General features: G+C 65.5%; 19 protein-coding genes and 1 tRNA gene. 10 read left to right on the top strand and 10 right to left on the bottom strand.

Going from position 1 to position 21,372, the window contains the following annotated elements; genetic code table 11:
- Window positions 1-65: 65 nt before the first annotated feature.
- The 4 genes from M0R88_RS02670 to M0R88_RS02655 all read left to right on the top strand — a co-directional run bounded on the left by M0R88_RS02670 (window position 66) and on the right by M0R88_RS02655 (window position 6,311).
- Window positions 66-2,303, top strand: coding sequence for an alpha-amylase family glycosyl hydrolase (locus tag M0R88_RS02670; RefSeq protein WP_248655419.1), 2,238 nt, complete (start codon window positions 66-68; stop codon window positions 2,301-2,303).
- A gap of 64 nt (window positions 2,304-2,367) precedes the next feature.
- The gene (locus M0R88_RS02665; RefSeq protein ID WP_248655418.1) at window positions 2,368-3,420 is read left to right on the top strand and encodes a TrmB family transcriptional regulator; all 1,053 of its coding nucleotides are present in this window, start codon (window positions 2,368-2,370) and stop codon (window positions 3,418-3,420) included.
- A gap of 124 nt (window positions 3,421-3,544) precedes the next feature.
- On the top strand, window positions 3,545-5,254 hold the full coding sequence (ilvD, locus tag M0R88_RS02660; RefSeq protein ID WP_248655417.1) for a dihydroxy-acid dehydratase: 1,710 nt from the start codon (window positions 3,545-3,547) through the stop codon (window positions 5,252-5,254).
- A 577-nt stretch (window positions 5,255-5,831) separates the two neighbouring features.
- Entirely contained in the window at window positions 5,832-6,311 is a 480-nt protein-coding gene (locus M0R88_RS02655; RefSeq protein WP_248655416.1) for a hypothetical protein, read from the top strand.
- Window positions 6,312-6,523: 212 nt separating this feature from the next.
- Here the strand turns inward: M0R88_RS02655 and M0R88_RS02650 are convergent, their stop codons facing one another.
- A complete protein-coding gene (locus M0R88_RS02650) occupies window positions 6,524-7,222 on the bottom strand; it encodes a hypothetical protein (RefSeq protein ID WP_248655415.1) in 699 nt (232 codons plus the stop codon).
- A gap of 206 nt (window positions 7,223-7,428) precedes the next feature.
- Here M0R88_RS02650 and M0R88_RS02645 point away from each other — a divergent pair, with 206 nt between their 5' ends.
- A complete protein-coding gene (locus tag M0R88_RS02645) occupies window positions 7,429-7,959 on the top strand; it encodes a hypothetical protein (RefSeq protein WP_248655414.1) in 531 nt (176 codons plus the stop codon).
- Between the two features lie 45 nt (window positions 7,960-8,004).
- Here the strand turns inward: M0R88_RS02645 and M0R88_RS02640 are convergent, their stop codons facing one another.
- The 6 genes from M0R88_RS02640 to M0R88_RS02615 form a co-directional block, all read right to left on the bottom strand.
- Entirely contained in the window at window positions 8,005-9,051 is a 1,047-nt protein-coding gene (locus tag M0R88_RS02640; protein ID WP_248655413.1) for a beta-keto acid cleavage family enzyme, read from the bottom strand.
- Between the two features lie 203 nt (window positions 9,052-9,254).
- A tRNA-Pro gene (locus M0R88_RS02635) sits at window positions 9,255-9,325 on the bottom strand.
- Window positions 9,326-9,397: 72 nt separating this feature from the next.
- Window positions 9,398-10,513 (bottom strand): succinylglutamate desuccinylase/aspartoacylase family protein, encoded by a 1,116-nt coding sequence (locus M0R88_RS02630; protein ID WP_248655412.1) that lies wholly within the window; start codon window positions 10,511-10,513, stop codon window positions 9,398-9,400.
- A gap of 155 nt (window positions 10,514-10,668) precedes the next feature.
- Entirely contained in the window at window positions 10,669-11,538 is an 870-nt protein-coding gene (locus M0R88_RS02625; protein ID WP_248655411.1) for an RNA-guided pseudouridylation complex pseudouridine synthase subunit Cbf5, read from the bottom strand.
- A 4-nt stretch (window positions 11,539-11,542) separates the two neighbouring features.
- Window positions 11,543-12,118: a (d)CMP kinase gene (gene cmk / locus M0R88_RS02620; RefSeq protein WP_248655410.1), complete on the bottom strand. Its 576-nt coding sequence runs from the start codon at window positions 12,116-12,118 to the stop codon at window positions 11,543-11,545.
- A gap of 223 nt (window positions 12,119-12,341) precedes the next feature.
- Window positions 12,342-13,262, bottom strand: a complete 921-nt coding sequence (locus M0R88_RS02615) for a DUF106 domain-containing protein (protein WP_248655409.1) — start codon at window positions 13,260-13,262, stop codon at window positions 12,342-12,344.
- Window positions 13,263-13,438: 176 nt separating this feature from the next.
- Between M0R88_RS02615 and M0R88_RS02610 the strand changes: the two genes are divergently transcribed.
- Entirely contained in the window at window positions 13,439-15,106 is a 1,668-nt protein-coding gene (locus M0R88_RS02610; RefSeq protein WP_248655408.1) for a hypothetical protein, read from the top strand.
- 90 nt (window positions 15,107-15,196) lie between these two features.
- Here M0R88_RS02610 and M0R88_RS02605 read toward each other — a convergent pair whose 3' ends face one another.
- A complete protein-coding gene (locus M0R88_RS02605; protein WP_248655407.1) occupies window positions 15,197-15,841 on the bottom strand; it encodes an adenylate kinase in 645 nt (214 codons plus the stop codon).
- A gap of 129 nt (window positions 15,842-15,970) precedes the next feature.
- On the opposite strand from M0R88_RS02605, the gene M0R88_RS02600 reads away from it, so the two are divergent.
- Together M0R88_RS02600 and ric are read left to right on the top strand one after the other, a co-directional pair.
- Complete coding sequence (locus M0R88_RS02600; protein ID WP_248655406.1) at window positions 15,971-16,852, top strand: homoserine kinase; 882 nt, start codon at window positions 15,971-15,973, stop codon at window positions 16,850-16,852.
- A gap of 158 nt (window positions 16,853-17,010) precedes the next feature.
- The gene (ric, locus tag M0R88_RS02595; protein ID WP_248655405.1) at window positions 17,011-17,721 is read left to right on the top strand and encodes an iron-sulfur cluster repair di-iron protein; all 711 of its coding nucleotides are present in this window, start codon (window positions 17,011-17,013) and stop codon (window positions 17,719-17,721) included.
- 75 nt (window positions 17,722-17,796) lie between these two features.
- On the opposite strand, the gene pdxS is transcribed toward ric, so the two are convergent.
- On the bottom strand, window positions 17,797-18,705 hold the full coding sequence (gene pdxS, locus M0R88_RS02590; protein WP_248655404.1) for a pyridoxal 5'-phosphate synthase lyase subunit PdxS: 909 nt from the start codon (window positions 18,703-18,705) through the stop codon (window positions 17,797-17,799).
- Window positions 18,706-19,131: 426 nt separating this feature from the next.
- On the opposite strand from pdxS, the gene M0R88_RS02585 reads away from it, so the two are divergent.
- Both M0R88_RS02585 and M0R88_RS02580 read left to right on the top strand, forming a co-directional pair.
- Complete coding sequence (locus tag M0R88_RS02585) at window positions 19,132-19,848, top strand: DUF1405 domain-containing protein (RefSeq protein ID WP_248655403.1); 717 nt, start codon at window positions 19,132-19,134, stop codon at window positions 19,846-19,848.
- 164 nt (window positions 19,849-20,012) lie between these two features.
- Complete coding sequence (locus tag M0R88_RS02580; protein ID WP_248655402.1) at window positions 20,013-20,465, top strand: hypothetical protein; 453 nt, start codon at window positions 20,013-20,015, stop codon at window positions 20,463-20,465.
- Here M0R88_RS02580 and M0R88_RS02575 read toward each other — a convergent pair.
- Window positions 20,462-21,349, bottom strand: a complete 888-nt coding sequence (locus M0R88_RS02575) for an HFX_2341 family transcriptional regulator (RefSeq protein WP_248655401.1) — start codon at window positions 21,347-21,349, stop codon at window positions 20,462-20,464. The two genes, M0R88_RS02580 and M0R88_RS02575, sit on opposite strands and share 4 nt — an antisense overlap.
- Window positions 21,350-21,372 lie beyond the last annotated feature (23 nt).

The raw sequence follows: 21,372 nt of genomic DNA, 5'->3' as shown, positions 1-21,372 counted from the left end.
TAATTGTTATTCACACATCTTCAAATTGCGCAATAGTGAAGTACGTCGGCACGCCTCGTGGGGGTATGCACGAACCAGGTCCGCCGAGATTCGTCCACGCGGGCGAGTCCGTCGAACTCGCGCCGCGCCGACCGACCCCCGACGCCGACTTCTCGTGGCGGGTCCGCGACCGTCCCGCCGACAGCGAGGCCGGCGTCGGCGACGGCGCGGTCGTCCACCTCGAACCCGACGAACCCGGCGTCTACGAACTCGAACTGCACGCGCCCGACGGCACCCACCGACAGACCGTCCGTGCGTTCCCCGACCCGCGACGCGAGGCCCGATTCTCGCTCCCCGTCTCGGACCTCTCGGTCCCCGAGGCGGAGATAACGGCCGTCTCGCTCACCGGCCTGTTCAACGACTACACGCTCGGGCGCGACCGGATGGTCCGAGAGGGCGACGAGTTCGTCGCCGAGTACGCCCTCCCGCCGGGTGACCACGAGGGCATCTGCGTCGTGAACGACGACTTCGAACATTCCCACACGGTGGACGTCTCTGTGCCGGGGGCCGGGCGGCCGCGAGTCCACCTCGACGGGCGCGTCGAGGACGGCACTCTCGTCGTGACCGCGCGCGCGGAGGCCGCGCCCGCCGGGAGCGACCCCGAGGTGGAGTTCTGGCTGGACGACCGCGACGACCTCTCGGAGTCGGCCGTCGAGACATCGGGACCCGAACTCCGCGCGCCCGTCGCGGCCCTCCCCGACCGGGCGCGAATCCACGCCGTCGCCGTCGCGGAGCGCCACAGCGTCGCCGACACGCTGGTCGTCGAGACCGGTGCGGACGAATCCGTGGAGGGGAGCGAATCCGCGGACGAGAGCGAGGCGGACTCGGGGAACGTCGCCGTCTCGCGGCCCAACGACCCGCCCGAGTGGGCCGAGGAGGCGACCGTCTACCAGATATTCGTCCGGCGGTTCGCCGGCGAGACCGTCGAGACGACCTTCGAGGAGATAGAGCGGCGGGTTCCCTACCTCGAATCGCTCGACGTGGACTGCCTCTGGCTCACCCCCGTCGTGGGCGGTCCGACCGACCACGGCTACCACGTCACCGACTACTTCGACACCGCCGCCGACCTCGGCACCCGCGCGGAGTTCGAGTCGCTGGTCGAGACGCTCCGAGAGGCGGGCGTCCGGGTCGTCTTCGACCTCGTCATCAATCACACCTCGCGGGACCACCCCGCGTTCCAGATGCACTCGGCGGGCGTGCCCGAGTACGCCGACCACTACGAGCGAGTGCCCGCCGACCCCGCCGAGTCGGCCCGCGACGCGACCGACACCGACGACGTGGACTGGGCGGGCGAGGGCGCGCCGGGGTACTACTTCAACTGGACCCGCATCCCGAACCTGAACTACGACTCGCTGGCGGTCCGCGAGTGGATGCTCGACGTGGTCGAGGAGTGGGCACCGCTGGTGGACGGCTACCGGGCCGACGTGGCGTGGGGCGTCCCCCACGGGTTCTGGAAGGAGGTCCGCGAGCGCCTGAAAGACGCGGAATCGGAGTTCCTCCTGCTGGACGAGACCATCCCGCGCGACCCGCAGTTCCACGAGAACGAGTTCGACGCCCACTACGACACCGCGCTCTACGGCGCGCTCCGGGAGGTCGGACGGGGCGAGGCCCCGGCCGAGGTGCTATTCGACGCGCTGGAGGCGAACCACCGCGAGGGGTTCCCGGAGTCGTCGCTACTGCTCCGGTACGTCGAGAACCACGACGAGACGCGCTACGTCGAGGAGTGCGACGAGGCGGCGCTCCGGGCGGCCGCGGCCGCGACGTTCACCCTGCCGGGCGCGCCGATGATCTACTACGGACAGGAGCGCGGCGTCGCGGACCAGCGCGGGGAGATGAAGTGGTACGACGGGGATTCGGACCTCACCGCGCACCACCGTCGCCTCTCCGAACTGCGGAGCGAGCGGTCGGTTCTGCGTCGCGGCGACGTGGAGCGCGTCGAGCGGGAGTTCGTCCGCCGAGCGGACGGTGACCGACCGGGCGACGGTGACCGACCGGTAGATGCCGACCAACCGGCAGATGCCGACCGACTGGCGGACGACCGGACGGGCGGTGGCCGGGACGACCGGACTCCCGACCCCACCGTCGCCTACGCCCGCGACGACGGCGACTCGCGGGTCGTCGTCGTCCTCAACTTCGGCGCGGAGTCGCGAGAGGTGGCGCTCGGCGAACCGGTCGGGACGACCGACCTGCTGACCGGCGAGTCGGTCGCGGCCGGGGACGGCGTCGAAGTCGCCGACGCGGTCGTCCTCGAATGCGAGCGCTGAGCGCGGCGAGCGGGAATCGCGCTACCAACTACTGTTAAGTGCCGCCACCGGACAAATACGAGCGATGGACGACTCGACGCTCTCCCGACTGCTCCGGGAGTTCGGGCTCTCCGACAAGGAGATAGACATCTACCTGACGGTCCTCGACCACGGCGAAGCGAAGGCCAGCGTCGTCGCCGACGACGCGGGCGTCTCCAAGCGATACGTCTACAGCGTCAGCGAGGAGTTAGAGGAGCGGGGGTTCGTCTCGGTCAACGACCACGCGGTCCCGACCACCATCCGGGCGGTCCCGCCCCAGGAGGTGGTCGATTCGCTCACCGAGGACGTCGAGCGGATGGGACCCGCGCTCGAAGCCCGGTACTCGAAGGCCACGCCCGAGACCAACCAGTTCGAGGTCATCAAGTCCCGCGTGACGGTTCTCAAGCGCGTCACTGCGCTCGTCCGAGAGGCGACCGAGGAGGTGTCGCTGTCGATACCCTACGACCACCTCTCGGAGGTCGAGTCGGAACTCCGGGACGCCGTCGAGCGCGGGGTCCTCGTGCTGTTGGTCGTCACCGGCACCGACCCCGCCGACGACCTCGCGCTCGACGGCGTCGCCACGGTCGCCCGCGCGTGGCGCGAGCAGACCCCGACCATGATAACCGCCGACCGGACTCGCAGTCTCGTCGCGCCGCCCCAGATGATAGCCCGCTCGAACAGCGGCGAGCGCGCCATCGCGTTCACCCAGCGCCAGTTGGCTCCGGTGCTGATCGGGTCGTTCTTCGGCAACTACTGGCCGATGGCCGAGGAGGTGTACGTCGCCGACGCCCACGACCTCCCGGAGACGTACGCCGACTTCCGGCAGGCGGTCCTGCAGGCGACGCTCCACCTCCGGGCGGGCGCGGAACCGACCGCAACCGTCCGGGGGCGGGCGCTCAACGCCGACGACGGTCCCGGAGAGATATCCGGCCGGGTCGTCGCGGTCCGGCAGGGACTGGTCGAACCCGCGAACAACTCGTTCCCGGTAGAGGCGGCGCTGGTCGTCGAGACCGGGGCCGGTCGGTACAGCGTGGGCGGCGACGGCGCGTTCGTGGAGGACTACGAGGCCGAGACGGTCGTCCTCGACCTCCCGGAGTGAGCGGACGCCAGAAGTGAGCGGACTCCCGCGAGCGACGGACCGGAGATGTTCGGTCGTTCCGAGGTTCGACAGCAACATCTGTCCGAGGGCGGTAACTTAAGCCCCTCCGCGGTCATGCGGACGTATGACCGAGAAACCCGGAAATTTGCGGAGTAGCGAGGTCACTGAAGGCGTCGAGCGAGCGCCGCACCGCGCGATGTTCCGCGCGATGGGGTACGACGACGCCGACCTCTCGTCGCCGATGGTCGGAATCGCGAACCCCGCGGCCGATATCACGCCGTGCAACGTCCACTTGGACGACGTGGCGGCCTCGGCCTACGAGGGCGTCGATGGGGCGGGCGGGATGCCCATCGAGTTCGGAACCATCACCATCTCGGACGCCATCTCGATGGGGACCGAGGGGATGCGCGCCTCGCTGATTTCCCGCGAGGTCATCGCCGACTCGGTGGAGTTGGTCGCGTTCGGCGAGCGCATGGACGGTCTCGTCACGGTCGGCGGGTGCGACAAGAACCTGCCGGGGATGATGATGGCGGCGATTCGGACCGACCTGCCCTCCGTGTTCCTCTACGGCGGGTCCATCATGCCCGGCGAGCACGACGGCCGGGAGGTCACCATCCAGAACGTCTTCGAGGGCGTCGGCGCGGTCGCCGAGGGCGAGATGAGCGAGGGGGAACTCGACGACCTCGAACGCCACGCCTGTCCGGGCGCGGGGTCGTGCGGCGGGATGTTCACCGCGAACACGATGGCCTCCGTCGCGGAGGCGCTGGGACTCGCGCCGCTCGGGAGCGCGGGCGCGCCCGCCGAGTTCGACGAGCGCTACGAGGTCGCCGAGCGCGCCGGGGAACTCGCGCTCGACTGCATCGAGAACGACCGCACGCCCTCCGACATCCTCGACAAGCGGTCGTTCGAGAACGCCATCGCGCTACAGGTCGCCATCGGCGGCTCTACGAACGGCGTCCTCCACCTGCTCGCACTCGCCGCCGAGGCCGGCGTGGACCTCGACATCGAGGAGTTCGACGCTATCTCGCGCCGGACGCCCAAAATCGCGAACCTCCAACCCGGCGGCGAGCGCGTGATGTTCGACCTCTACGAGCAGGGCGGCGTCCCGGTCGTGATTCGCCGCCTCGTGGACGCGGGGCTGTTCGACGGCGACGCCATGACCGTCACGGGCCGGACGATTTCGGAGGAACTGGAGGAGTTGGACCTGCCGGCGGACGACGCCATCGACGCCGAGTTCGTCCGGCCGGTGGACGACCCCTTCCACGAGGAGGGAGCCATCAAGATTCTCACCGGCAACCTCGCGCCGGACGGTGCCGTGCTGAAGGTCACCGGTGAGGACAACTTCCACCACGAAGGCCCGGCCCGCGTCTTCGAGACCGAGGAAGACGCGATGGCCTACGTCCAAGAGGGCCGCATCGAGTCGGGCGACGTCATCGTCATCCGCAACGAGGGGCCGCGGGGCGGGCCGGGCATGCGCGAGATGCTCGGGGTCACCTCCGCCGTCGTCGGCGCGGGCCACGAGGACGACGTGGCGATGGTCACGGACGGCCGGTTCTCGGGCGCGACTCGCGGACCGATGATCGGCCACGTCGCGCCCGAGTCGTTCGCAGGCGGGCCGATAGGAGCCTTGGAGGACGGCGACCACGTGACTATCGACATCGCCGACCGGACCCTCGACGCGGAACTGTCGGACGAGGAGTTGCAGTCGCGGTTGGAATCGCGGGACGAACCGGAGATGGCGTATCAGAACGGCGTGCTGGCGAAGTACGGCGCGACGTTCGGGTCGGCGGCGAACGGGGCGGTGACGAATCCGGGCGTGAAACGCGACGAGTAGGAGAGTGTCGTTTCAGGGGACGGTACGGCGCGCGGAGCGCGCCGTTTCGCCGCGAGCGAACGGACGTGAGCGAGCGGAGGTTTTTCATCGACGTTTTTACGAGGAGCGGTGCCCACAGCGAGCGACCACAGGGAGCGAGCGAGGACACCCGACGACGTAAAAACGTCGGCGGTGACGAATCCGGGCGTGAAACGCGCCGAGTAGGTCGGTACTCGAGCGCGTATTCGGGTCGTTTTCCAACGGTGACTAGGAGAAGATTGTTGCCACGGTGAACGGAAATTGCTGTGGGAATCGTCTAGTTTTCCTCCTCGACTGGCGTGCGTTCATCGAGGGCTTGATGCGCCGTCTTCGGGATTTCTGACTGTACTCTGCTGTCCGAATCATACAAATAAAAGTTCGTGTCGGCTGCACCCTCGAGGTCAAGCCCCGAGGCACTCGCCTCGCTTATCTGTAGACGGCGAGAACTCACGAACAATTCGCTCTAGAAGACCGGTTTCTTTATTGCAATTTCGGTTATCTTTCCGTATAGAACGGTCCCCCCGAACCGATATCCCCGTCAACAGCTGGTGAGTATCAGATGAACCCCGATCGATCAAACCACTCCACTCCGTCTTCAGCGTCCAAGAAGACGACTCGAAATCCGCCAACGAAGCGAGCAGCGCTCGTTGGTGGTGTAGCTGGGATATGTATCGGCCTGAGTTCGCATTTTCTGATACTCGATTATTCTGTAGTATCTGTGACCATCTGTCTCCTGTACTCCATCGGAGTTACGCTCGTAATCGACTATGTCAGTATCCTCCGACAGACCCCCTACGATGGCGGGAGTTGGTGGACGCTCGCCTTCGGTGCCACCACCGGACTCGTTATGATGGTTGCACAGCTGGTCTACCGCCCGATCGTTACAGATAAAATCGCAGTAAAGCGCGTCCTCCCCGAGGGAGTAAGGACCGTTCCGTTTAATCTCATCCTTATCTTGTGGCTTCTCATGTTCGGTGTCGCGTTAGTCTCCCTGACGTACGGAATCGGAATGGCAGTAACGGACATGTCCGAAGGCTAATCCTCTCTGTCGGCCTCCCGTTGCCGACAGTCAAGAGTAGCCGTGTCTAACGTCTCTTTGACAGGTTTGCGACTCGCACGGACACAACCGCTACGACCTACTCACTTCTCAACCCGCGCTAACTAGACGGTGCTTGCTGTGCGTCCCTCAAAAGAAACACCTGTTCTTCGAGACGGAAAATATTGCTCTAAAATATCTACAGTGAGTCCCGTTCAGACCTTGATTCGCATCAGTTCGTCCGCGCCCTGCTGGAACTCGAAGGGGACCGACCGAATCTCGGTCTCGTGGCCCGCGTCCGCCAGCGTCTCGCATAGGTCGTCCAGTCGCGGGTAGCGCTTGCCGTCGAAGCGTTCCAGCGGGTAGACTCGGACCTCGTCGCTGGCCACGCGGGCCAGTTCGAGCAGTGACTCTCGGTGGAACTCGTGTTCCAGTTTGTCCATGTAGAGGAACAGGAGGTGGGCCGACAGGACCAGCGAGAACGAGTCGTCGGCGTACGGCAGGTCCGGCAGTTCGGCTTTCACGTACCGGTCGGTGTCGTGGTAGTCGGCGTAGTCGGCGATGAACTCCTCGTAGGCACGCGTCCAGTGGTCGCGCACGTCCGCCACGTCGTCGTAGAACTGCCAGACGAACTGGTCTTCCACGCCGTCGAAGCCCGCGATGGCGGTGTCGATGTCACGCTCGCACTTCTCGCGGAGTTTCTCGGGCGGGACGTGGTAGAGCATGTCCGCGCCCACCGCGTCGATGTCTCGCCTGTTCGCTTCGGCGACGAACGCGCACGCTCCGCCCGGACAGTCGAGCACCGACTCACCCTCCCACGCCGAGAGGTCGATGTCGAACATCTTCTCGTACTCCCCCACCGTCCGACCGATGAAGGCGACGTCGTCTATCGCGTACGTCTCCGTGTCACCCATGTATTACATACCGTATCTTTCTAGCTATAAAATTAACCCATCGTGCTAATCGTACAATAGGCGCGGTGTTCGATAGCGACGGAGGCTGTAGATTCGAAATACGCCCGACGACTACTAGATTACGGCCAACTCCTGGAATTATAAATTATCATAACTGATAATATTACACCAATAAAGATAAGTTAATTAAGCGATATGGGGGACGTATGGCACAACAGAAAGCCTTCAGTCGAGACGGCGAAGTGAGCGGACAGACGGTGCGGTCGGTCGTAGACGGCGTCGGGCAGTTCTCCAGCGCGTACGAGGACCGGGCGCTCGACATCCTCGACGACCACGGTCTGCCCGAACCACAGGAAGACGAGTGGTACTCGTGGGGCGCGTACATCGACGCCTTCGAGGACCTCGCCGACACCGTCGGTCCGAAGACGGTGACCAAAATCGGCTCGGAGATTCCCGGTCTCGTCGAGTGGCCGCCGACCATCGACAGCGTGGAGGGCGCGCTCGCCGCCCTCGACGAGCAGTACCAGAACACCCATCGCGGCGACGAAATCGGCTACTACGACTTCGAGAAGTCCGGCGACGACGGGGGCGTCGTCGAGTGCAAGAACCCCTACCCCGACGCGCTCGACGAGGGCCTGCTGAAGGCCACCGCCGAGAAGTTTAGCGACGACGGCGCGTTCGTCCGCGTCGAACAGACCAGCGAGGGCGAGGTCTCGACGTTCCAGATTTCGTGGTAAACTGCGTCTCGATTCGCTGTATTCTGCTTCACCGCGGTCCCCCGACTACCGCGGCGAAGTGTACTCCATCCCGAGGATCTCCCGAGCGCGCACGGGGTCGGTGACGACCTCTCGCCCGAGCATCTCGGCGAGTTCGACCGCCAGTTCCACGACCTCGGAGTTCTTCTCGATTAACTCGTCGCTGTGGGGATACTTCCAGTAGGCGTCCTCGATGCCGACGCGGACGACGTTCGCGCCCGCTATCAGCCCCATCGCCAGCATCGGCAGCCAGTTTCGACCGCCGGGATAGAGTCCGACGACGCTGTTGTCGACGGTCTGGCGCACGTTGTGTAGTTCCGAGATGACCTTGAAGTACGACCACGGGTCGTTGCCCGTCGTCAGCGAGTCGTGGGCGCCCGCCCGGATGCAGAGGACGAACGGGTCCCAGACGGCCTCGTCCTGGTCGAAGACGTGGTGTTTGAGGTCGCGCAGGACGTGCGTGTCGTACAACTGGAAGACGGGCTTGACGCCGTTCTCCTCGTAGTACCGGACCGCCTCCGTGATGGACGACACCGAGTGGAGCGCGCCCGCGCCGAACAGACCGGGCGGGAGGACGACGCCACCCTGACAGTACTTGTTCCCGTCGCCGCGTTCGAGGAGGTCCGCGACGCCCGACACGTAGTCGGCGTGGGGACTGACCTCCCACCCCTGACTGAAGGTTATCACGTCGCCGCACTCCTCGAACACGGGGTCGAGTAGGTCCACGAGGAGTTCGTTGTCGTTCCACCGCGGGCGGCGGTCCTCGTCGCGGGGGTGGACGTGGACCGCGGCGGCCCCGGCCTCGACGCTGTCTACGAGTTCCTGAATCTGCTCGCCCTTCGAGTCCGGAACTGCGGGATAGTGGTCGCCGCCGGGTTGCCACCCCGGACAGGCGCACTCGATGACGACGGGCCTGTCCATCGTGTCGATTCGCTTCTCCTCGTGGACCGGGAAGAACCGCTCGGCGGCCTCCCGCGTGAACGTGCCCGAGGGTTCTAGCTCGTCGAACGCGAGGTCGTCGTAGAGATTCCTGTGTAGAGAGTCGCCGTCCGAATCGGAGCTATCTGACACCATACCATTCTGGGTTGCACTAAATTTTATTTAATACTTTTCCCAATTAACTATATTCAGGTGTGCAATTTACAGGTGAACGAACGGCTCACCCGCGACCAAAGTCTTCTATCGGTTGATCTCCAAGTCGAGCCTCGAAACGAGACGGAGATATCGAGGCCGAGGAACGGAGTCCCTCGAATCAGAAGAACGTGTAAAATCTGGTATGGGACCGCCGAGATTCGAACTCAGGTCCTACCGACCCCATCGGCAGAGGATACCACTACCCTACGGTCCCGCGATGCACTTCGCGTGCAATCGAACAAAAGCCCGTCCCGGAGTTAAGCGCTTCGTTTCACGTCGAGCGATTTCAAGCGGACGCTCCGTCGCTCTCGTCCGCCTCGTTCTCCGCTGTCCCGTCCTCGTTCGCATCGCGCGGGACCACGAGGTCGCCATCGTCGCGGACCGCCAGACTCGCTAGCGCGTCGTTCTCGTAGACCGCGACGCCGTGCATGCGTCCGATGACGTAGCCGTCGTGGTCGGACTCGACGGTCGCCTTCGACTCCCCGTGAGGCGTGCAGACGTCCGCAATCACGTCGCCTTCGGACACCACGTCGCCCGCTTCGACGCGGTGGCGCGCGATGCCCGGCGTCTCGGTGTGAGGGTGGACCGCGCGTTTGACGGGGTACTCGACCGGTGGCTCCGGGCCGACCGCGCCGGGGTCGGGGTCGCCGGGGAGAACGTCGAGTTCGCGCATCACGTTTCGGACGCCCGTGACGCCGGCCTCGCGGGTGTCCTCCTCCACGACGGCGTGGCCGCCTAACTCCGCGGTGAACGCCGGGATGCCGGCGTTGTTTAGCGCCGCGCCCGCGGTCGAGCGCTGGAGGTTCTGCTCGGTGTACTCCGCAGCGGCGTACTCGTTGACGACCGGCATGCCGAAGGCGTCCACGAGCGATTCGAGGTCGTCCGCGAGTTCGCGGGCCTCGTCCTCGGTGCGCTGGTCTCCGTAGAGAACTCTGTCCCGAATCAGGAACGGCATCGATCCGACGTGGGCGGTGTGGAGGTCCACGAGCGCGTCCGCCGAATCCTCGAAGGCCTCGTAGACGCGCTCGTCCACGAGTTGCTGGACGCTCGGCGGGCGACTGCTCTCGGCGTCGGGGTCGGGGAAGTAGCGGTTGGGGTCCTCGTCGTCGTAGTAGGAGGTGCGGGTGGTGCGCCGCAGACCCGCGGGGTTGAGGTTCGGGATGCAGACCACTGTGCCCCGGATTTCGGCGGCCAACTCGTCGGTCATCACGTCCTGCGCGACCGCGAGGCCCGTGACCTCGTTGCCGTGGATGGCGGCCGTAATCCAGAGCGTCGGGCCGTCTTCTTCGCCCTCCGCGACGAGGACGGGGAGTCGCTCGGGGGTGCCCGTCGGGAGGTCGGTCACGTCGAGCCACCCCGTGACGAGTTCGCCGGGTTCGGACTCTGCGGTTCCGAGTTGCATGACGTAGCGGTGTCCGGGCGGGGTGAAAAAGTTCAGTTTGGCGGCAGGGGACGACCGGCCGAGAACGGATACCGGTTCGGTCCTCGTCTGTCAGCCTGTCCCGACCTATCCATGCACGATTCGCCGAACACAGCACTTCGAGACCGGACTCCGGACTACACCAACACGCGCTCCAACTCGACCACCAACCCCTCGTCCGCATCGGCGTCCCCCATCATCGTTCCGAGACAGACCGCGGCCCCGTCCGGCGTGAAACAGGCGACCAGTTGGCCCTCGTCGGCGTCCTCGGCGTCGATGACGCCCGGCGCGTACACCTGCGCGCCCCGTGCGACCTGCTCGGCCGCGCTCGGCGCAATCGTCACCGCGGGAAGGTGCGTCAGCGCGCGCTCGGCCGGTTGGACGACCTCCCGGAGCCAGTCGTCCTCCTCGTCCTCGCGCCATCTCCCTAGTCCGTCCGCGAGGTCCTCCATCGTCACCAGCGTCGAGTCGTCGAAGGGGTCGGTTCCGGTCCGGCGGAGGTGGCCCATGTGCGCGCCCGTCCCGAGCGCCAGTCCGAGGTCGTGACAGAGCTTTCGGATGTAGGTCCCGCTCTCGCAGCGAATCCGGAGGAGCGCCTGTCGGTCGCGGACCTCCAGCACGTCGAGGTCGTAGACCTCCCGGACGCGGAGTCGGCGAGCGACCGCGCTCTTCCTCGGGGGCTTCTGGTAGAGCGGTCCCTCGAACTCCGCGACGATGGCCTCGATGTCGGCGGGAGCGTCGTCGTGGAGTTCCAGCACTGCGACGTACTCCTTGCTTCCCTCCAGAAACACCTGCGAGAGGCGGGTCGCCGCGCCGGTCAGCACCGGGAGACAGCCCGTGACTTTCGGGTCCAAAGTTCCGGCGTGGGCGGCCTGTTCGACCTCGGCCATGTCCCGGACCCACGCCGCGACCTGATGAGCGGAGGGGCCGGGCGGCTTGTCGAGGTTCACGACGCCGAAGGCGAGCAGTTCGTCGGGGGTCCGTTCGTCCGGTGGTCCGCGGAGCATGGCGTCAGAAATCGTAATCCGAATCCACGGGGTACTTGCCTTCGTCGGTCTCGGGGTCGTACTCGTCGATGGCCGTCACGAGCATGTCCAGCACTGCGGGGGCGTCCCACCGAGCCGTGTTGACAGAGAGGTCGTAGATGGTGAGGTCGGTGATGTCGATGCCGTAGTACTCGCGGTAGCGCTCGGCCTCGCTCCCCTGGCGAGCCGCGGTCTCCTCGCGGGTCGCTTCGACGGCCTTGTCCTCGCGGTCGGCGATGCGTTCCGCGCGGACCTCGAGGGGCGCGTCGAGCCAGATGCGGAAGTCGGCGTGGTCGCCCGCCAGCCACCCGGCGAGCCGGGACTCCAGCACCACGTCGTCGCGCTCGGCGGCGATCTGCTGGAGGCGACGGTCCAAATCGCGGTCTATCTGGTCGTCCTCCTCGGCGAGTTTGTTGAATTCGAGGGTGGTGTAGTCGCGCTCGTCGGCCAACTCGCGGAAGATGTCTCCGCCGCTGATGTGGTCGAATCCGAGCGTGTCCGCCAACTCCGAGGCGGTCGTACTCTTACCGCTACCCGGAGGTCCGGAGACCGTAATTAGCATATCTCCACTCGGAGCGGAGGTATGAAAGAGGTTTTGAACTTCCGCCGGAGGCTCGCGTGCGACGGTCTCGCACGGCGCTGAAGTAGCGCTCTCGACTACGGTCTGTGACCGAAACCCGACACAGACCGACCGGAAGCGAGCGCGAATCGACCGAGAAAAGAGACGAATCGTCCGAAGAATCACCGGCGAAACTCGGCGAACCCGAAGAACCCCGAAATCCGCCTTACGTCGGCGTGGTCTGGATGTTCAGCGACTTCCGGATGAGTTGGGTCAGGCTCATCGAGCAGAGGAAGTACCAGATGATCCACATCTGCATCGGGCCGAGGACCTTCGCCCGCCACGTCGCCTCGCCGATGAGCGGCGCGACGATTTGGGTCTCACCGGTCGCCACGTGGCCGTCCAGCACCATCCAGTATATCCAGAGGAAGACGGGGATGGTGACGAACATCGTCCAGACCATCGGGCGGAACTGCTCTTTGAACATGCCCAACTGGTCGCCCATCGCGTCCATCTGCTCCTCGCGAATCTGTTCGAGCGCCTCGTCGTCGCCGCGCTCGCGGGCCTCCTTGCGCTTGTCCTGAATCGCCTTCATGCGCTCCTGATAGGCGCTCATCTTGTCCATGTCCATCAGGTTCGCTTGGAGGAGGGTGCTGAACAGTCCGGTCAGGAGCGCGACGACCAACACGACGACGTAGAAGGGCAACACGCTGTCTACGGGACCGATGAATATCTCGACCGTACTCCCGACGACGTTGCGAACCGAGTTCTGGGAGTAGCCGAGGAACAACCCACCAGCGCCGACCGCGGCGAGTTTGTCCCACGTGGTCCACGACGATTCCTCCGAGTCGATGTCCGCGTCCTCGCCGTCCGGTGTCGAGGTCGAAACCGTCGTACTCGGTACGTCGTCGTCCAGCGCCGTCTCGACGGCGTCGGGGTCGGCGAGTCGGAACTCGTCGCCGACGCTCTCCAACACGTCCTTTTCGATGAGTCGGCCCCACTGTCCGCTCGTGAGGGCGTCGTTGACGTCGGCCCACTCGATGCGGTCGGAACCGCCGTCGGTGCGGTCGTAGACGACCGCTAGGGCGTCGGCCATCGCCGAATCGTCGGCGATGAGCGACTCGATTTTGTCCGCGGTCCGTGCCATTGTGAGAGATTTGGAATCCCCCGGTTAATCAACTTTCGCTCTCGTGCGCGTACTGCGGAGGACGCGAGGGGTTTTCGAGCGGGTCGCCCTTCGGGTGGGTCGCGTCGTCGGTGAGGGAGCGCTCCGGCCGCACCGTTCGGCCGGAGGAGTTATAAGGTGGCTGTCAGACATTGCGTATGAATCGCCGGAGGCTCCTTTCTTTCACCAGCACGGCCGTTCTGCCGTCACTCGCGGGCTGTCAAGTGTTCGGCGGGTCGCTGTCGAGCGACCCGGCCGCGTTCGAGGAGGTGACGCTGTCGGGACCCACCGAAGTCGGCGTCGGCGAGCGGTTCTCGCTGTCGGTCGCGGCGACCAACGCGGGCGGCGAATCAGGCGACTTCACCGACACGCTGACTGCCGAGGGCTCCGAAGCCGACGACACCGAGATTCGAATCGGCGACGTGGCGGGCGGCGAAACCCGGAGCGTCGAGGTCGGACCGTTCTCGCTGTCGCACGCCGGCCACCACCGGTTCCGGCTCGCCGGGAGCGAGGCCGCCCACACCGTCTCGGCCGCGACACAGACACTCCCCGGCGGCCAGCGGTTCGCCTTCGCCGACGGGTTGGCGGTGTCGGTCGCGGACCCGGCGTACCACCGCGCGCTGTTCTTCGACGCGCCGAGCGGACGCGAGGTACTCGCCGCGGGCGAGCGACGAGACGCCGACGACGATTCGGTTCTCGCTGTCGTCCGCGTCTGGATGGAGAACCGAACGACCCGCCCGATTCCGACCGACCCGTCGTCGTTCGCCGCCTCGGACGGCGCGGTCGTCGCCGCGCTCGACCAAGCGGCGGACGGTCTCGCCTCGCTCGCGGTCGAGGGCGACCCGTTCGGCGGGTCGCCGCTCGCGCCCGGCGACTCGCGGTCCGGCTGGCTCGTCGCCGACGTTCCCGCCGAGCGCGCGGCCGAGGGGCTTCGGGTCGCGTGGGGTCGCGCGCGCCGCGAGGCTGCGCGCGACGGCGAGACCAGTTCGGCGAGTGACAGCCAGAGCAGTTCCGCAGGTGGCGGCGAACGCGACGCCCCCGACTCCGTCCCCGAAGTCCGCTGGCAGTTCGACTCGGCCGACCTCCCGGAGTTCTCGGTCGCCGACCTCTCGCTCCCGGCCGAGACCGAACTCGGAACGACGCTCTCGGCGAGCGCGACCGTCGAGAACGTCGGGGCGGCGTCGGGCACCTACCGCGCCGTCTTCGAGCGCCGGTTCGGCGACGAGACTACGTGGCGGACGCGCGAGACCGTCGAACTCGACCTTTCGCCCGGCGAACGACGGACGTGGACGACCGAGTGGACGCCACCCGAAGCAGGCCGGGCCGAATACCGCCTCCGGCCGGGGAGCGCCGTCGAAACGGCGAGCGTCCTCGCGGCCGAGCGCGGCTTCGGCGAGACGTTCACGACGCCCGACGGCGCGGCGATTCGGGTCCGCGTCGGGACCGACGGGTTCGACGGCCTGCTCGGGTCGTACATCTACGACTCCGGCGAGAGCCAGACGTACCGCGCCCAGAAGGGCAAGACGTTCGCGTTCGTCCGCGTCGAGGCTCGGAACACGACCGACGAGCCGATTTCGTTCCCCGGCTCTCGCCGGTTCTCGGTCGCCGTCGGCGGCGAATCGTCCGGGGTGTTCCACCAGTCCTCGACCGGGACGACGTTCGGGTCGCCGGTCGAAGGACCGTTCTACGCGCCCACCGAGACCTACGACCCCGACGAGACCGAGTGGGGCTGGCTGGTGTTTCAGGTCCCCGCAGGGACGGCGGTCGGCGACCTCACGGTCCGCTGGTCGCCGTCCGACGACGTGGGCGCGACGTGGACGAAGTGATTCCTCTGGGGAACGTATCGCGTTCGGGGCGTTATATCGCCGAAAGATAGATTTCGTTTCCGAGTTCGGACCGGCGCAGCGGCGCGCGGGTCAGGCGTTCGCTTCGATGGCGTCTCTCACGTCGTCCCAGACCTCGTCGGGGGTCTGCTCGCCGTCGATGCGGACCAGACGGCCCTCGTCGTCGTAGAACTCCACGACCGGTTGGGTGTTCTCCTCGTAGACGCGGATGCGCTCGCGGGCCGTCTCCTCGGTGTCGTCCTCGCGCTGGTAGAGGTCGCCGCCGCACTCGTCGCAGACGCCCTCCTCCTCGGGCGGGTTGAAATCGACGTGGTAGGTCGCGCCGCACTCCTCGCAGACGCGCCGGCCCGTCAGTCGGTCCACCAGCACGTCCTCGTCCACGTCGAGGTAGAGGACGGCGTCGAGGTCGGTCATCTCCGAGAGGGTCTCGGCCTGTTCGAGGTTTCGGGGATAGCCGTCGAGGACGTAGCCGTCGGCCTCCGAGAGGGCCTTGTCGACGATCTCGTTGACGACCACGTCGGGGACGAGTTCGCCTCGGTCCATGTACTCGCCCGGCGTGTCGTACTCCAAGTCGAGGTGGCCGATGTCCATCTCCTTGTTCGAGCGGAGCGCGTCGCCCGTCGTGACGTGTTCGACGCCGAACTCCGAGACGATGCGGTCGCTCTGCGTTCCTTTACCTGCGCCCGGTGCGCCCAGTATCAGAATGTGCGGGTCCATGTATCCGAACGTGCGTCGCCCACATATAAAGGTCTTAAAGAAGCGGAACAGCGACTGGGGCGAGTGGTTGACAACAAATGTCGCCGCGCCCCGGCAGGTTTTTGATTTGCCCCTGATTACTCACGGGACATGCTCACGGTGCGGGCCCCGGCGACGAGTGCGAATCTCGGCAGTGGCTTCGACGTGTTCGGGGCGGCGTTGGGCCACCCCGCGGACGTGGTGCGAGTCGAACGCGCCAGCGAGACGACGATTTCGGTGACCGGCGCGGGCGCGGAGTACGTCCCGACCGACCCCGCGGAGAACACGGCGGGCGTCGTCGCCCGCGAACTCGACGCGCCCGCCCACATCCGAATCGACAAGGGCGTCCGCCCGTCGTCGGGCCTCGGCTCTTCGGCGTCGAGCGCCGCGGGCGCGGCGGTCGCGCTCAACGAACTCTACGACCGCGGTCTCTCGGACGAGGAGTTGGTCTGGCTCGCCGCGGAGGGCGAAGCGGTCGTCTCCGGCGACGCCCACGCCGACAACGTCGCGCCCTCGATTCTCGGCGGCTTCACCGTCGTCACCGACGGCGGCATCACGAAAATCGACGCCGACCTCCCGGTCGTGGTCTGTCTGCCCGACATCGTGGTCTCGACCCGCGACGCGCGCGACGTCGTCCCCGACTCCGTCAAGATGGACCAACTGGTCGAGACGGTCGGCAACGCCTCGACGCTGGTCGCGGGGATGGCCCGCGACGACCCGGAACTCGTGGGGCGCGGCCTGACCGACCCCGTGGTGACGCCCGCCCGCGCCGAACTCGTGGACGGCTACGACGCCGTCACCGAAGCGGCGCGCGAGGCGGGCGCGACCGGCGTCACGATTTCGGGCGCGGGTCCCGGCGTCTTGGCGGTGTGTCGCCACCGCGGCCAGCGCCGCGACGTTGCGGCCGCGATGGTCGGGGCCTTCGGCGACGCCGGGGTGGACGCCCGCGCCTACCAGACGGAACTCGGCGACGGAGCGACGTTCTGTCGGTGAATCTGTTCGTGGCGTCTCGCTGCCGGTGAGTCCGCTCGGGGGCGGCGGCCGCTCCGCCGAGAGCCGACCGCCGCGGGGGACGGGGAACATATTCGGGAGAGCGCGCTTGGTCGCGCCACTGTTCGGTTCGAATAGACGCAGTATCCTCTCGACCGACCATGACAGAGACCATCGACCCCGCGACCGGCCTCGGACAGCTCGTCAGAGACAACCCCGAGTTCGCGTCCGTCTTCGAATCGCTCGGCATCGACTACTGCTGTGGCGGCGACGTACCGCTGGAGCGGGCCTGCGAGGAGACCGACCTCGAACTCCGGACCGTCCTCGACCGATTGGCAGACGCTCGGTCGTCCGACTCCGCGGAGACGGACGCGTCCGCCGAGTCGCTCTCGGAACTCGTGGACGACGTGGTCGAGACCCACCACGACTACCTCCGGTCGGAACTCCCGTCGCTCGAACGCGTCGTCCGGAAGGTCGCGCGCGTTCACGGCGATTCGCACCCCGAACTCCGCGACGTCGAGTCGGAGTTCCTCGACCTCAAGGAGGAGGTCACCCACCACATCGAAGACGAGGAGGAGAACGTCTTCCCCGAACTCCTGAAACTCGACAGCGAGATCCCGCCCGCCGACGCCGACGACGAGCGCATCCGCGACGCCATCGACCACCTCGAATCGGAACACGACGCGGCGGCGTCCAGCCTCGAACGGATTCGAGACCTGACCGACGGCTACGAGATTCCCGACGACGCCTGCACGAGCTACCGGAACATGCTCGACCGATTGCAGATGCTCGAATCGGACATGCACCGCCACGTCCACAAGGAGAACAACGTGCTGTTCCCCGAAGCCGAGGAACGGCTCGCCGCCGCGTAGCGTCTCGTCGCTCGCCGTGCGAGCGACGAGACGCGGCACACCGCGACACGGTTCAGTTCCGGCGTGCAGTTCCGTTCAGTTCCCGCGACCCTGCAACTGCTCTTCCTCGTGCAGGTCGGCGTTGGCCTCGCCCTTCATGCCAGAGCCGATGTCCTTGCTGATGGCCGCGAGTCGCTCGGGGTCGTCCCAGTTGTTCGTCGCCTCCACGATGGCGTCGGCCATCGCCTCGGGGTCCTCGGCACCGAAGATGCCCGAGCCGACGAAGATGCCGTCGCAGCCGTGGTGCATCATCAGCGCGGCGTCCGCCGGCATGGCGATGCCACCCGCCGCGAAGTTGACGACCGGCAGGCGACCCTCCTCGGCCGTCTCGTGGACGAGATGCGCGGGGGCCTCTATCTCGCGGGCGAACGCCTCGCGCTCCTCCTTCGTCATGCCCTCTATCTTCCGAATCGCGCCCTTGATGTTGCGCTGGTGGTGGACCGCCTGATTCACGTCGCCGGTGCCCGCCTCGCCCTTCGTGCGAATCATCGCCGCGCCTTCCTCGATGCGCCGCAGGGCCTCGCCGAGGTTGCGCGCGCCGCAGACGAACGGCGAGGTGAACTCGCGCTTGTCGATGTGGTAACGGTCGTCGGCGGGCGTCAGGACCTCCGACTCGTCGATCATGTCCACGCCGACGGCCTCCAGAATCTGGGCCTCCTTCGCGTGGCCGATACGGGACTTGCCCATCACCGGAATCGACACCTCGTCGATTATCTCCTCGACGTCGGCGGGGTCGGCCATCCGGGCGACGCCGCCGCGCTTGCGGATGTCGGCCGGGACGGCTTCGAGCGCCATCACCGCGACAGCGCCCGCGTCCTCGGCGATGCGTGCCTGCTCGCGGTTCACCACGTCCATGATGACGCCGCCCTTCTGCATCCGCGCGAACCCGCGCTTGACGAGTTCGCTCCCTCGCTTGAGTTCCTCGATATCTGTCTCTTCGGCCATGTCTGGGAACTGAGGACGCGACGGGCTAATGAGTACCGGTTGCCGGTCCGACCTGCCGGGAGAGGGCGAGCGCGTCGAGTCGGCGAGAGATGATTCGAACGAACGAGACCACCATCCACGTTGCCCAGTGATTCAACCGTATTTTGTAGGACCGTTGACTCATCCGAATTTCGGGAGGCCTGTGACGCAACCGATTTCCTCGGCGGACTGAAAGGGCGAGCGCAGTTCGCGTTCCACTTGGTCGTCTCAGCGGGCCACTATTCGAGCGTCGAACGAAGTGAGACGCGAGAATATCCCGGTGAGCGGCCGCGAACCGCGCGAGGGCTTTCGAGATCCCGAATCCGTCGATTAGTCTTCAGTTGTATCCCTAAACCATACTCATCTAAGACCGCCAAATCTTTGCGCCGGACGCGAGAGAGGTCGGGTATGCTCCCCGACCGTGCGGTCCTGCCGCGCTATCTCGCGCCCCTGCCGGAGTCACTGGAGGACTTCGCCCTGCGGTACGCGTGGGTCATCGTCGCGGTCAACCTCGCCGGGACCGCCTTCGGCTTCTGGTACTACGGCTTCCACCCGTTCCCGCTCGGCGACCCGCTGATAACGTGGCAGTTCGCGGCCGAACCGCCCGTCATGTGGCCCTTCGTCCCCGACAGTCCGGTGGCGACGTTCTTCATCGCGGCCAGCCTCGCGCTCTGGAAGCTCGACCGGAATTCGGAGGTGGTGAACGCCTTGGCCTTCTTCGGCTGTCTCAAACTCGGCCTCTGGACGCCGTTCACCCTGTTGGCGTTCATGGAGGGCTTCTCGTACAACTCGGTGCTGATGTACAACTTCCTGTTCTGGAGCCACCTCGGGATGGTCGCCGAGGCGTTCCTGATTCACCGCTACAGCGACTTCCCGGTCGGTGCGGTCCTCGTCGCGGTGGTCTGGTACGGCTTCAACGACGTGGTGGACTACTTCCTCCCCATCGTCGGCACGCCCCACCACACGACTCTTCCGGCGCAGGAACTGTTAGAGACGGGGTTCATGTCCCACTCGTCGCCGACTCACGAAATCGCTGCGGCCGGGGCGGTCGTGATTACTATCGCGGCGACGTTCTTGGCGTTGGCGACGCGGGTGAAGAAGTTGGAAGGAAAGCTAGCGCGGTAGTTCTCATCTTTTGCGCTCGAATTGGAGATTGTGGCACTATCACTGACAGAGATTACAAGTAGCATCGGAGATAGGTTCGCGGTATGTCTTTAGGACAAAACGAAAAACAGTCTGGTGAAGCGAGTTATAAGACTGTGAAACAGGTAACTCAACGAAATGAAAGTATGCTTACCAAAATTACAGACAGATATTCTTTTGACAGAATCTCTCTTTTGTCTGCCGTAATTCTCGTAGCAGCAATGCTTCTATTTATATACATATTTAAGATAGAGCTACGTGTCGCTGTAACTTTTATAGCAGCATTTTTTACTCTCCTCTCAGTCCGCGAGAGCAAACGTAATCGCGAGGTAGACGTCGCACCAACCCTTTTCGTGGGGATAGATTCCGATGGAAAGTACGGTATTTTGAACCTCGGAAATGGGCCTGCTCACGAACTCTCAGTTGATGCTACGACCGAGAAAGAGGATGTAGAATTAGAGGGAGAGGTTCTCTGTGTCGATGGTTTCCTCCCTCTAAAAACAGATGCAAGACCAAAAACGGTCGAAATGGAATATCGTAGTAACGTCGGGAAAAAGTACGACGACGTTACTAGAAAAGTCCCCTCCGACGAAGGCTAGTTTCCATTCGCGTGCGCTCGAACCCACAACTCCCCAATCCGCGAAAGCCGCGTCCGATACGACTTCCCGTGTTCCTCCTGCTCGATGTAGCCTTTCCCGCCCGGTCCCAACCTATCGACGTTGTAGATGACCTTCGACCGGAAGCTGTCGGTGTACTCCTCGTTGAGTTCGCTCGCGAGGGCGTCGGCGAGTTCCGACACCGACTCGAACTCGCCCTCTTCGCCGAGTTTGAACAGGATGACCTCCTCGAAGGGTTTGACGTTCGAGAAGGACGCCACCGGGAGTTCCACGATGTGGCCGCCGCGAATCTCCTTCGCGCCGATGGTGGTGCCTCGCTCGTCGAACTCCGAGAGCAGGTCCCGCGCGCTGTCGAGGCGGTCGGTGACGCGCTCGTCTTCGACACCCTCTTCGAGGTCCTCCAGCAGGTCCATCTGTCTGCGTAGCTCCTCGGCGAGTTCGGTTTCGAGGTACTTCTCCGGGGCGGTGTAGTAGGTGTGAATCTTCTCGCGGTCCTGCTCGCGCTCGACCATCACGGAGTGGGCCGCCGTCGCAAAGGCGAAGCTGACGGTCCGAGGCATCGAGGAGATGTTGACCCAGACCTCCCGACCTTCGTCCAACTCGGCGTTGATGAGGTCGTAGGCCTGCTCGAAGGCGGCGTCGTAGTCGTACACGTCGGCGACCACGACGCGCTCGGTGGTCGCGCCCAACAGGTTCCGGAAGTCCTGTTCGAGTTTCTGGGAGAGGTTCTGCGAGTATTCGACGTTGGCCTCGCTCCCGACCGCGCCCTCCAGCAGGATGACGCGGTCCACGTCCAACTGGTCGCGCACGAGCGGCGCGATGAGCCGGTCGTAGTCGAAGCCGACCGGGACGATGTGGGTTTGCATACGTAGACGGTGGGGAGGTGCTT

The sequence above is a fragment of the Halorussus gelatinilyticus genome, assembly GCF_023238445.1.
Classification (GTDB): Archaea; Halobacteriota; Halobacteria; order Halobacteriales; family Haladaptataceae; genus Halorussus; species Halorussus gelatinilyticus.
The sequence above is the reverse complement of the archived record's forward strand: the minus strand, read 5'-3'. Positions and strand labels throughout refer to the sequence as shown.

What these genes read in the sequence shown, in the direction of transcription:
- M0R88_RS02670 (WP_248655419.1), top strand. Translation starts at nt 66, where the DNA reads ATGCACGAACCAGGTCCGCCGAGATTCGTCCACGCGGGCGAGTCCGTC.
- M0R88_RS02665 (WP_248655418.1), top strand. Translation starts at nt 2,368, where the DNA reads ATGGACGACTCGACGCTCTCCCGACTGCTCCGGGAGTTCGGGCTCTCC.
- ilvD (WP_248655417.1), top strand. Translation starts at nt 3,545, where the DNA reads ATGACCGAGAAACCCGGAAATTTGCGGAGTAGCGAGGTCACTGAAGGC.
- M0R88_RS02655 (WP_248655416.1), top strand. Translation starts at nt 5,832, where the DNA reads ATGAACCCCGATCGATCAAACCACTCCACTCCGTCTTCAGCGTCCAAG.
- M0R88_RS02650 (WP_248655415.1), bottom strand. Translation starts at nt 7,222, where the DNA reads ATGGGTGACACGGAGACGTACGCGATAGACGACGTCGCCTTCATCGGT.
- M0R88_RS02645 (WP_248655414.1), top strand. Translation starts at nt 7,429, where the DNA reads ATGGCACAACAGAAAGCCTTCAGTCGAGACGGCGAAGTGAGCGGACAG.
- M0R88_RS02640 (WP_248655413.1), bottom strand. Translation starts at nt 9,051, where the DNA reads ATGGTGTCAGATAGCTCCGATTCGGACGGCGACTCTCTACACAGGAAT.
- M0R88_RS02630 (WP_248655412.1), bottom strand. Translation starts at nt 10,513, where the DNA reads ATGCAACTCGGAACCGCAGAGTCCGAACCCGGCGAACTCGTCACGGGG.
- M0R88_RS02625 (WP_248655411.1), bottom strand. Translation starts at nt 11,538, where the DNA reads ATGCTCCGCGGACCACCGGACGAACGGACCCCCGACGAACTGCTCGCC.
- cmk (WP_248655410.1), bottom strand. Translation starts at nt 12,118, where the DNA reads ATGCTAATTACGGTCTCCGGACCTCCGGGTAGCGGTAAGAGTACGACC.
- M0R88_RS02615 (WP_248655409.1), bottom strand. Translation starts at nt 13,262, where the DNA reads ATGGCACGGACCGCGGACAAAATCGAGTCGCTCATCGCCGACGATTCG.
- M0R88_RS02610 (WP_248655408.1), top strand. Translation starts at nt 13,439, where the DNA reads ATGAATCGCCGGAGGCTCCTTTCTTTCACCAGCACGGCCGTTCTGCCG.
- M0R88_RS02605 (WP_248655407.1), bottom strand. Translation starts at nt 15,841, where the DNA reads ATGGACCCGCACATTCTGATACTGGGCGCACCGGGCGCAGGTAAAGGA.
- M0R88_RS02600 (WP_248655406.1), top strand. Translation starts at nt 15,971, where the DNA reads ATGCTCACGGTGCGGGCCCCGGCGACGAGTGCGAATCTCGGCAGTGGC.
- ric (WP_248655405.1), top strand. Translation starts at nt 17,011, where the DNA reads ATGACAGAGACCATCGACCCCGCGACCGGCCTCGGACAGCTCGTCAGA.
- pdxS (WP_248655404.1), bottom strand. Translation starts at nt 18,705, where the DNA reads ATGGCCGAAGAGACAGATATCGAGGAACTCAAGCGAGGGAGCGAACTC.
- M0R88_RS02585 (WP_248655403.1), top strand. Translation starts at nt 19,132, where the DNA reads ATGCTCCCCGACCGTGCGGTCCTGCCGCGCTATCTCGCGCCCCTGCCG.
- M0R88_RS02580 (WP_248655402.1), top strand. Translation starts at nt 20,013, where the DNA reads ATGCTTACCAAAATTACAGACAGATATTCTTTTGACAGAATCTCTCTT.
- M0R88_RS02575 (WP_248655401.1), bottom strand. Translation starts at nt 21,349, where the DNA reads ATGCAAACCCACATCGTCCCGGTCGGCTTCGACTACGACCGGCTCATC.